The sequence below is a fragment of the Sphingomonas sp. genome, from assembly GCF_019242355.1.
Taxonomy (GTDB): domain Bacteria; phylum Pseudomonadota; class Alphaproteobacteria; order Sphingomonadales; family Sphingomonadaceae; genus Sphingomicrobium.
In genome coordinates this window covers 1-7,235 of sequence record NZ_JAFAVR010000132.1, presented here as the reverse complement: position 1 = coordinate 7,235, position 7,235 = coordinate 1, and the positions used below count along the sequence as shown (strand labels likewise).

Here is a 7,235-nt window from a genome sequence, read left to right as displayed (position 1 = left end):
TCGCTGGTGAAGGCAAGAGCCTGACTCCGGACCAGATGGCTGACTTCTACGTCGAGCTGGCGCGCGATTACCCCATCGTGTCGATCGAGGACGGGGTCGCCGAGGACGATTCCGAGGGTTGGACGGCGATGACGCAGAAGCTCGGCGACCGCCTGCAGCTGGTCGGCGACGATGCCTTCGTGACCAATGTCGAGCGGCTGCAATGGGGCATCGATCACAAGATCGCCAATTCGATCCTGATCAAGGTCAACCAGATCGGCACCTTGAGCGAGACGATCGCGACAGTGCGGCTGGCGCAGACCTCGGCCTACACGACGGTGATGTCGCACCGTTCCGGCGAGACCGAGGATTCGACGATCGCGGACCTTGCGGTCGCCTTGTCGTGCGGGCAGATCAAGACCGGCAGCCTGGCGCGGTCGGACCGAACGGCGAAATACAACCAGCTGCTCCGCATCGAGGAAGAGCTCGGCCAGACGGCCCGCTTTCCCGGTCTTGCGGCGATCCGGGCGTACAAGGGGCGCTCATCCACAAATTAATCCACGATTCCATCCAATAGGCCTTGCCTTCCCACGCGCGTCGTGATTCTTGTGGTGACGTCATGGGGGGTGCTTCGAAAAGTCTCGGGTTAATCCGGCGGTCGGCTGTGCCGGCGCTGGCGCTCATCGTCGTCGGCACCTTCGCCGGCCATGCGGTGGCGGGCCCGAATGGCCTGCTCGCGTGGGGCGGCTACCATCGCGCGCTCGAGGCGCGGAAGACGGAGCTCGCCCAGCTCGATCGACAGCGCGAGCAGCTGCGCCATCATTCGGCGCTGCTCGACCCGCGCAAGGCTGATCCCGACATGGCGGACGAGCTGGTGCGCAAGGACCTGGGCCTGGTCCGCCCCGACGAGGTCATCGTCCCGCTCGACTGACGTCGGTTGAGCAAGCGATCTCGCCCGGTTGCCGCGTGCCGCACCGGCTCCTATAGCCCGCCGCCTGACTAGGGAGAGAGGTCGCCGTGGCGCGTTCCGCCAAGAAATCCGCTGAACCCGGCCAGTCGCCGGCATCGCCCGTCGCGCCGCAATTCGAGCGCCCGCCGCAGCCGCAGCGCTTTGCCGCCGACAAGGACCAGCTGCTTCAATTCTATCGCGAGATGCTGCTCATCCGCCGCTTCGAGGAGCGGGCGGGGCAGCTCTACGGGCTTGGACTGATCGGGGGCTTCTGCCACCTCTACATCGGCCAGGAAGCGGTCGCGGTGGGTCTTCAGTCGGCAATGACGGTCGGCAAGGACAGCGTCATCACCGGCTATCGCGACCATGGCCACATGCTCGCCTACGGCATCGATCCGAAGGTGATCATGGCTGAACTGACGGGCCGCGCCGCCGGCATCTCCAAGGGCAAGGGCGGCTCGATGCACATGTTCAGCGTCGACCATGGCTTCTACGGCGGTCACGGGATCGTCGGCGCGCAGGTGCCGCTCGGCACCGGCCTCGCGATGAAGCACAAGTACAGCAACGACGGCGGCGTCTGCCTGGCCTATATGGGCGACGGCGCGGTCAACCAGGGACAGGTCTACGAGGCCTTCAACATGGCCAAGCTGTGGGACCTGCCGGTCATCTACGCGATCGAGAACAACCAGTATGCGATGGGCACCAGCCTGCAGCGCGCGGCGGCCGAGCCGTTGCTGTACCGGCGCGGCGAGGCGCATCGCATCCCGGGCCTTCAGGTCGACGGCATGGACGTGCTCGCGGTGCGCGGCGCCGCCGAGGTCGCGCTTGAATGGACGCGCAGCGGGAAGGGCCCGATCATCGTCGAGTTCATGACCTATCGCTACCGCGGCCACTCGATGTCTGACCCGGCCAAGTACCGGACTCGCGAGGAAGTGCAGGACATGCGCGAGCATCGTGACCCGATCACGCACGCCGAGCGCGACCTTGAGGCATTGGGCGTCAGCGCCGACGAGCTCAAGGCAATCGACAAGGAGATCAAGGACATCGTTGTCGCTGCTGCCAAGTTCGCCGAAGAGGCGCCGGAGCCCGAGGCGGGCGAGCTCTATACCGACGTTCTGGTGGAGAGCTATTGATGGCGACCGAGCTCAAGATGCCCGCGCTCTCCCCGACGATGGAGGAGGGGACGCTCGCCAAATGGCTAGTCAAGGAAGGCGACGACGTGAAGTCGGGCGACATCCTGGCCGAAATCGAGACCGACAAGGCGACCATGGAGTTCGAAGCGGTCGACGAGGGCAAGATCGCGAAGATCCTGGTGCCGGAAGGAACGGACGGCGTGAAGGTCGGGCAGCCGATCGCGCTTCTCGCAGGCGATGGCGAAGATGTTTCGGCATCCGCGGCTTCGCAGACCGGCACGCAAACGGCCGCTCCGAAGGAAGACGCGCAGAAAGTCCCGGAGCCTGCGTCGCAGCAGGACGAAGCGACCCCGACTCCGCACCAGATGGTCACCGCGGCGCGCGACCTTGTCGCCGATGTCGCCAAGACGCACGACGCGCCCGAGGTGCCCGAGGGGACGCCGCTGGTCAGCACCACCGTCCGCGACGCGCTTCGCGACGCGATGGCGGAGGAGATGCGCAAGGACGAGCGCGTCTTCGTGATGGGCGAGGAGGTTGCCGAGTACCAGGGCGCCTACAAGGTCACCCAGAACCTGCTTCAGGAATTCGGGCCCCGACGCGTCGTCGACACGCCGATTACCGAATATGGCTTTGCCGGGCTTGGCGCGGGCGCTGCGATGGGCGGCCTGAGGCCAATCGTCGAGTTCATGACCTTCAACTTTGCGATGCAGGCGATCGACCACATCATCAATTCGGCCGCCAAGACCAACTACATGTCCGGCGGCCAGATGCGTTGCCCGATCGTGTTCCGCGGACCCAATGGCGCGGCGGCGCGCGTCGGCGCGCAGCACAGCCAGAACTATGGGCCCTGGTACGCCAGTGTCCCCGGCCTGGTGGTGATCGCGCCCTACAGCGCAGCGGACGCCAAAGGCCTGCTCAAGGCGGCGATCCGCAGCGATGATCCCGTGGTGTTCCTCGAGAACGAGCTGCTTTACGGCCAGCATTTCGACGTTCCGCGGCTCGACGACTACGTGCTGCCGATCGGCAAGGCGCGGATCGTCCGTCCGGGCAAGGACGTGACCATCGTCAGCTACTCGATCGGCGTCGGCGTAGCGCTCGAGGCGGCCCAGGAACTGATGGGGCAGGGGATCAACGCCGAGGTGATCGACCTGCGCACGCTGCGACCACTCGACAAGGCAACGGTCCTGGAAAGTCTCAAGCGCACGAACCGCATGGTGGTCGTCGAGGAAGGCTGGCCGACCTGCTCGATCAGCTCGGAGATCATGGCGGTAGCGATGACCGAAGGCTTCGACGACCTCGACGCGCCGGTGCTTCGCGTCACCGACGTGGACGTTCCACTGCCCTATGCCGCGAACCTCGAAAAACTGGCGCTGATCAAGGCGTCAGAGGTCGTCGAGGCGGCGAAGAAGGTCTGCTATCGCTGAGCGAAAGCTGGACGACGATCGCAAGGTCGTTCTCCAGCAGTTGCCTCGCAAGCTTCAACCCGCCTTTTCGGCCCTTTGGAATATTGATCTTGCGTTCGCGGACGTCGTTGCGTCCAGCAGCGATCCACGGCTTGGCGCCATTAGGATGGCATGGTGGCGGGAACGGCTGGACGATCTTGATCACGCGACCGATGCTCCGCCTGAACCGCGTCTTCGGGCGGTTCAAGAGCAGCTAATCGACCTAGGAATCACCGGCCATGAGCTGTCCCGGCTCGAAGATGCATGGCTTCCTTTGTTCGAGCCCTTCCCGTGGCGTGAAACGACCGCCGCCGGCCTCAGGCTTCGCGGCCGAATTCTGTTTGGCATCGGCGCGCGGTTGCTCGGCGTGGAGCCTGACGACGCGGAGGCGGCAGGAGCTCTGTGGTCGCTCGTTGATGGCGCCCGGCATTGCAGCGACATCTACTCACGAATGTTCCTGCTCGATCAAGCGCGGGCTGCGATTCGCGAATTGCCAACGGCGCGTCCGCCCAAGTTCCTGCGCCGATTGACGTCGCTTGCAGCAATGGCCGCCCACGATGCGATCCGCAATCGACCGCTAGATCTGCCCTATTTCGACGCAGGTCGAGGGATGGCGGCCGTGCTGCATATGCTGCGAGGAACTCTCCCGCGCGGTTGACAGCTACACGTCCGTAATGGAGACCCGCCGCGTGCCGAATCTCCTGCTTCCTGGGAGTGTTCGATGGTGCGTTTTTTCGCCGGTGCTGCGGCGACCCTTCTTTTCCTGACCGGTGCGTTCCTTTTGTGGCAGTCGCGCGCGGCCGAGCCAACGTCGACGCTGCCCGCGGCGCCAGCCGGAAGGCCTGCAAGCGCCGTGCGGCTGCTCGCCGCCTCCGTGCCCTCCGACCCGCCCGAAGCGACCACCGCCAGCCGTGAGGAGAAGCGCTTCTCCCGAGCCGACCGGAACAAGGACGGGAAGATCGAATCCGACGAGATCTTCGCCGCGCGCCACAAGGCCTTCGCGAAGCTCGACGCGAACGGCAACGGCTCGCTGTCGTTCGAGGAATGGGCGGCCAAGACCATCACCAAGTTCCAGGGCGCCGATGCCAACCATGACGGCTGGCTGAGCGATGCCGAATATGCGACGACCGCCCCGCCGCCGCCAAAGCACAAGAGGTGCAGCTGCTAGGCGGGTTCGGACGCTCGGATCGCGTCCAGCCATCCGCCGAAAGCTGACCGCGCGCGGTCCGTATAGGCCTTCTTGCGGTCGGCCTTGCGGGCGCGGCCTGGCGGGGGCGGCATCAGGCCGAAATTCACGTTCATCGGCTGGAAGGTCTCCACCTCGGCTCCCCCCGTTATGTGGCCGAGAAGGGCGCCTAGCGCGGTTTCGGGTGGCGGCGGAGGCAGAGCGTCCCCGCGGAGCTCCGCCGCCGCGAAGCGCGCGGCGATGAGCCCGATGGCGGCGCTTTCGACATAGCCTTCACAACCGGTGATCTGCCCGGCGAAGCGGATGCAAGGCTTCGACTTCAAGCGAAGTTGTCGGTCCAGTAGGCTGGGCGAATTGATAAAGCTGTTGCGGTGGATGCCGCCAAGCCGCGCGAACTCGGCCTTTTCGAGACCGGGGATGGTGCGGAAGATGCGAACTTGCTCGCCATGCTTCAGCTTGGTCTGAAAGCCGACCATGTTCCAGAGAGTCCCGAGCCTGTTGTCCTGCCGGAGTTGAACAACGGCATAAGGCCAGCGGCCGGCGGGATGTTCCGGCGTTGCCGCGTGGGGATTGTCCAGGCCGACGGCCTTCATCGGCCCGTAGCGCAAGGTTTCGGGCCCACGCTCGGCCATGACCTCGATCGGCATGCAGCCTTCGAAGTAGGGCGTGTCCCTCTCCCAATCCTTGAACTCGGTCTTCTCGCCCTCGTTAAGGGCGGCGACAAAGGCGTCATACTGGCCCTTGTCGAGTGCACAGTTGATGTAATCCTTGCCACCCTTGTCCCACCTGGCGGCCATCCAGGCGACGTCCATGTCGATGCTGTCGCGATGGACGATTGGCGCGATGGCGTCGAAGAAGGCGAGCGCATTCTGGCCGGTCTCGGCGGCAATGGCTTGGGCGAGGGTCGAACTGGTCAGCGGGCCGGTGGCGATGATCGTCGGATGGCCGGGGAGCGTATCGACACGCTCGCGAACGACGACGATACGCGGGTGCTGCTCGACCGCGCGCGTGACGTCGGCGGCGAAGGCCTCGCGGTCGACCGCGAGCGCGGAGCCGGCTGGAACGCGGTGCTTGTCGGCGGACGCCATGATCAGCGACCCCAAGTCGCGCATTTCCTGGTGAAGCAGGCCGACCGCATTGTGCTCGGCATCGTCGGACCGGAAGCTGTTGGAGCAGACCATCTCGGCCAGGCGGTCGCTCTCATGCGCGGGCGTCGTATCGCCGCCGCCTCGCATTTCGCTCAATCGGACCGCGAGGCCCGCCTGCGCCAGTTGCCAGGCGGCCTCCGAGCCGGCGAGGCCGCCGCCGATGATCTGCACGTCGAAGGACATGAGAAGGGCTGTTAGTCGCGCGGCTTCGCGCTATCCAGCGGCATGCGCATCTTCACGATCGGTTATGAAGCGACGACGATGCCCGAGTTCATCGCCGCTTTGACCCAGGCGGACGTGAAGCGAGTGATCGACGTGCGCGCCCTGCCGCTGTCGCGCCGGCCCGGATTTTCCAAGTCGCCGCTGCGGGCGGCGCTCGGCGAGGCGGGCATCGACTATGTGCATCTGAAGGCGCTGGGAACGCCGGCCGAGGGCAGGGCAGCCGCCCGGGCGGGGCGCCACGCGGACCTCGAGCGCATCTACGCCGGCCAGCTCGAACTGCCCGAGGCGATGGCCCAGGGCGCACAGATGCTCGAACTTGCGCAGGAGATGCCGAGCGCGCTGCTCTGCTTCGAGCGGGAGCCGGCGCACTGCCATCGCCAGTTGCTCCTCGATGCTATCGCGCAGGGCGCCGAAATCGTGCATCTCTACGCCTGACATGATGATCCTAGCGCTCGCCGCCGCCGCACAGACCCTGTCGGCCAACAATTTTGCCGTCAGCGCGCCGATGCACGCGCCCCCCGGCGCTCCCAGCTGGTCCGACGAGTTCAGCGGACCAGCGCTCGATCTGTCGAAATGGTCATATGACACGGCCTTCAACAAGAAGGGCTGGTTCAACGGCGAGCTCGAATATTATTCCGCGGGCCGTCCCGAAAACCTGAGGATCGAGAACGGCGTCCTCGTCATCGAGGCGCGCGAGGATGGCGATGCGCTGAGCAAGCGGCCGGACTGGGGCGGCCAGCACTACACCTCGGCAAAGATCTTCAGCAGAAGCAAGGCCGACTTCCGGTACGGCTTCGTGGAGGTGCGAGCGAAGCTGCCGTGCACTGAAGGGACATGGCCGGCGATCTGGATGATGCCGGAGGGCAGCGAACCCTGGCCCAATGGCGGCGAGATCGACATCATGGAGCATGTCGGGTCGCAGCCGCACGTCGTTCATGGCACTCTGCACACCCGACTGTTCAATCACCAGATCCACACTGGCCGCGGCGCCGAATATCCGGTCGCGACCAGCTGCGAGGCGTTCCACCGCTACCAGATGGACTGGCAGCCGCACGCCATCACCATCGGCGTCGACGACCACGCCTATATGCAGGTCCGGGACGACCAGCCTGGGGGCCGTGGCGCCTGGCCGTTCACGACGCCTTTCTACATGATCCTGAACCTCGCTCTCGGAGG

The 7,235-nt window shown here is 65.5% G+C and carries 8 protein-coding genes and 1 pseudogene; 8 read left to right on the top strand and 1 reads right to left on the bottom strand.

What is annotated here, in order from left to right:
* The 6 genes and pseudogenes from eno to JOZ79_RS06265 all read left to right on the top strand — a co-directional run.
* Nucleotides 1-536: pseudogene (eno, locus tag JOZ79_RS06290) on the top strand (phosphopyruvate hydratase); the annotation flags it as partial.
* A 62-nt stretch (nucleotides 537-598) separates the two neighbouring features.
* The gene (locus JOZ79_RS06285) at nucleotides 599-910 is read left to right on the top strand and encodes a septum formation initiator family protein (protein ID WP_294072107.1); all 312 of its coding nucleotides are present in this window, start codon (nucleotides 599-601) and stop codon (nucleotides 908-910) included.
* 86 nt (nucleotides 911-996) lie between these two features.
* Nucleotides 997-2,061 carry a pyruvate dehydrogenase (acetyl-transferring) E1 component subunit alpha gene (gene pdhA, locus JOZ79_RS06280; protein ID WP_294072104.1) on the top strand — a complete coding sequence of 355 codons (1,065 nt, stop codon included), beginning with the start codon at nucleotides 997-999 and terminating at the stop codon, nucleotides 2,059-2,061.
* Nucleotides 2,061-3,485: a pyruvate dehydrogenase complex E1 component subunit beta gene (locus JOZ79_RS06275; protein WP_294072101.1), complete on the top strand. Its 1,425-nt coding sequence runs from the start codon at nucleotides 2,061-2,063 to the stop codon at nucleotides 3,483-3,485. Before pdhA ends, JOZ79_RS06275 begins: the two co-directional genes overlap by 1 nt.
* Complete coding sequence (locus tag JOZ79_RS06270) at nucleotides 3,478-4,161, top strand: squalene/phytoene synthase family protein (protein WP_366514797.1); 684 nt, start codon at nucleotides 3,478-3,480, stop codon at nucleotides 4,159-4,161. Before JOZ79_RS06275 ends, JOZ79_RS06270 begins: the two co-directional genes overlap by 8 nt.
* A 63-nt stretch (nucleotides 4,162-4,224) precedes the next feature.
* Nucleotides 4,225-4,671, top strand: coding sequence for an EF-hand domain-containing protein (locus JOZ79_RS06265; protein ID WP_294072096.1), 447 nt, complete (start codon nucleotides 4,225-4,227; stop codon nucleotides 4,669-4,671).
* Here the strand turns inward: JOZ79_RS06265 and trmFO are convergent.
* Nucleotides 4,668-6,020 carry a methylenetetrahydrofolate--tRNA-(uracil(54)-C(5))-methyltransferase (FADH(2)-oxidizing) TrmFO gene (trmFO, locus tag JOZ79_RS06260; RefSeq protein WP_294072093.1) on the bottom strand — a complete coding sequence of 451 codons (1,353 nt, stop codon included), beginning with the start codon at nucleotides 6,018-6,020 and terminating at the stop codon, nucleotides 4,668-4,670. The genes JOZ79_RS06265 and trmFO overlap by 4 nt on opposite strands.
* A 42-nt stretch (nucleotides 6,021-6,062) precedes the next feature.
* Between trmFO and JOZ79_RS06255 the strand changes: the two genes are divergently transcribed.
* Together JOZ79_RS06255 and JOZ79_RS06250 are read left to right on the top strand one after the other, a co-directional pair.
* Nucleotides 6,063-6,494: a DUF488 domain-containing protein gene (locus tag JOZ79_RS06255; protein ID WP_294072091.1), complete on the top strand. Its 432-nt coding sequence runs from the start codon at nucleotides 6,063-6,065 to the stop codon at nucleotides 6,492-6,494.
* Nucleotide 6,495: 1 nt separating this feature from the next.
* Nucleotides 6,496-7,235: glycoside hydrolase family 16 protein (locus tag JOZ79_RS06250; RefSeq protein ID WP_294072088.1), on the top strand; the 740-nt coding region annotated here is incomplete at its 3' end.

Coding starts and splice junctions, on each gene's coding strand:
- JOZ79_RS06265 (WP_294072096.1), top strand. CDS start 4,225: ATGGTGCGTTTTTTCGCCGGTGCTGCGGCGACCCTTCTTTTCCTGACC.
- JOZ79_RS06285 (WP_294072107.1), top strand. CDS start 599: ATGGGGGGTGCTTCGAAAAGTCTCGGGTTAATCCGGCGGTCGGCTGTG.
- JOZ79_RS06255 (WP_294072091.1), top strand. CDS start 6,063: ATGCGCATCTTCACGATCGGTTATGAAGCGACGACGATGCCCGAGTTC.
- trmFO (WP_294072093.1), bottom strand. CDS start 6,020: ATGTCCTTCGACGTGCAGATCATCGGCGGCGGCCTCGCCGGCTCGGAG.
- JOZ79_RS06275 (WP_294072101.1), top strand. CDS start 2,061: ATGGCGACCGAGCTCAAGATGCCCGCGCTCTCCCCGACGATGGAGGAG.